Below are 1,935 nucleotides of genomic sequence, written 5' to 3'. Positions count from 1 at the left end.
CCCCAGGCGGTCGCGCCGTCGGTCATCGCCGCCCATTCCAGATCCACTGGAATGCCCTCGAAGAAGCCCACCAGTATCCAGGTCAGGAAAGGCAGGTTGAGCGCGGCATAGACGATGATCAGCCCCGTCAGCGAATTGCTGAGCTCCAGGCTTCGGAACAGCGTGAAGGTCGGCAGCACCAGCGCCACGGGCGGCAACATCTGCGTCGCCAGAACGGCAAAACGCGCCCAACGACCGCCCGTGCGGAAGCGGGCGAAGGCATAGCCGGTGGTGGCGGCAAAAGGCAATGCGAGCAGAACCGAGCCGAGCGCGACGATCAGGCTGTTGAGGTAGGATTGACCGAAGCGGCTCGACAGCAGCGCCGAATAATTGTCCGTCGTAAAGGCCGGCATCAGCTCGTTGCTGTAGGACAACTGCTCGGGGACGAAGCTTGTCCGCAGCACCCAGAGCGGCGGCAGCAGCACGATGGCGCAGACGACAATCAGCCCGAAATGCAAGCCGAAGCGGCGACGAAAGGCCGGCCGTTCGTTTCTGTCCATGCTGGTCATCGCGTGGCCCCCATGAGGCTCGGCCGCGCGATGACCAGTTCGGTTTCGGGATCAAAGAGGTGCATCGGCAGCGGGTCGATGTAGAGTTCGACCATCGAGCCGACGGGCGCCGTGAAATAACGGCTGAGGCGGGCGGCGATCTCCAACGGCTTGTCGCCCCCCGCGGGGTGAGCATCATCCCTGCCGGTGGCCTGACCGGCAATCTGGCCGATCAGGACGTTCTCGGCGCCGAGAGCCTCGACGGCCACAACCCGTACGGCAATCTTCTGCCAGTCCGGCTTGTCGGGGCTTTCGTGGAAATCCTCGGCCCGCACGCCCAGAATGACGCGGCGCCCGGCACGCTCGCCATAAGCGTTGCGGTGGCGGGCGGGGACGGCAAGCACGGCACCACTGTCGGTCAGGACGGAGAGCCCTTCGCCAGGTGCGGCCTGAAGCGTGGCCGGAATGAGGTTCATCGGCGGCGTCGCCAGGAAGCGTGCGACGAAGGTGTTGACCGGGTCGGCATAGACTTCAAGCGGCCGGCCGGCCTGGATCAGGCGACCATCGCGCATGATGCATATGCGATCGCCCATGGTCATCGCCTCGACCTGGTCGTGGGTGACATGGACGATGGTGCGGCCGAGGCGCCGGTGCAGCTTCACGAGTTCGAGCCGCATCTCGGCACGCAGTTGCGCATCGAGATTGGACAGCGGTTCGTCAAGCAGGAAGGCCGCCGGTTCGCGAACGATCGCCCGGCCGAGCGCGACACGCTGCCGCTGGCCACCCGAAAGCGCTGCCGGCTTGCGGCCGAGAAGATTCTGCAGACCGAGCAGGTTAGCGGCGTCTGCAATCTTGGCATCGATAACCGCCGCGTCGGTGCCGCGCATCTTCAACCCGAAGGCCATATTCTGCCGCACCGACATATGCGGATAGAGCGCGTAGCTCTGGAACACCACGGCGACGTTTCGGTCGCGCGGCGCGACATTGGCGACGCTCTTGCCACCGATGCGAAGATCGCCGGAGGAGATACTCTCCAGGCCGGCAATCATCCGCAGCGTCGTCGACTTGCCGCATCCCGACGGACCGAGAAAGATCACGAATTCACCATCGGGAATGGTGAGATCGACCTCATGCACCCCGTAATTGCCATTGCCGTAGAGCTTGGAAACGCGATCGAGCTCGATAGACGCCATAGACTTTCCTCATGAACCCGTCTGACCCGGCTGACGCCGAAGGCCGAAGTCGAGCGAACGGTCATCTTAGAGAACAAAATATAACATTAAAAGCCTAACTTCTGATCATATGTGTTCACTTTTTTGGATAGGCGCGTGCCCGCATCAGGATCCGGCTACAGCCGCCGAAAGCCGTCAGGTCATGTAGACGCCGCCGGTCACGTTGACGCCCTGGC

At 63.2% G+C, this 1,935-nt stretch carries 2 protein-coding genes; both read right to left on the bottom strand.

Going from position 1 to position 1,935, the window contains the following annotated elements; translation table 11 throughout:
• Window positions 1–539 (bottom strand): carbohydrate ABC transporter permease (locus EN991_RS34235; RefSeq protein ID WP_164769593.1); only part of this gene is annotated, 539 nt, incomplete at its 3' end.
• Between the two features lie 5 nt (window positions 540–544).
• On the bottom strand, window positions 545–1,720 hold the full coding sequence (locus tag EN991_RS34230; protein WP_024502264.1) for an ATP-binding cassette domain-containing protein: 1,176 nt from the start codon (window positions 1,718–1,720) through the stop codon (window positions 545–547).
• Window positions 1,721–1,935: the final 215 nt, after the last annotated feature.

Origin of the sequence: Mesorhizobium sp. M7A.F.Ca.US.005.03.2.1 (genome assembly GCF_003997795.1) — a bacterium.
Classification (GTDB): domain Bacteria; phylum Pseudomonadota; class Alphaproteobacteria; order Rhizobiales; family Rhizobiaceae; genus Mesorhizobium; species Mesorhizobium ciceri.
The sequence above is the reverse complement of the archived record's forward strand: the minus strand, read 5'-3'. Positions and strand labels throughout refer to the sequence as shown.

Excerpts from the sequence above, each read along its gene's own strand:
- EN991_RS34230 (WP_024502264.1), bottom strand. The coding sequence starts at position 1,720 with ATGGCGTCTATCGAGCTCGATCGCGTTTCCAAGCTCTACGGCAATGGC.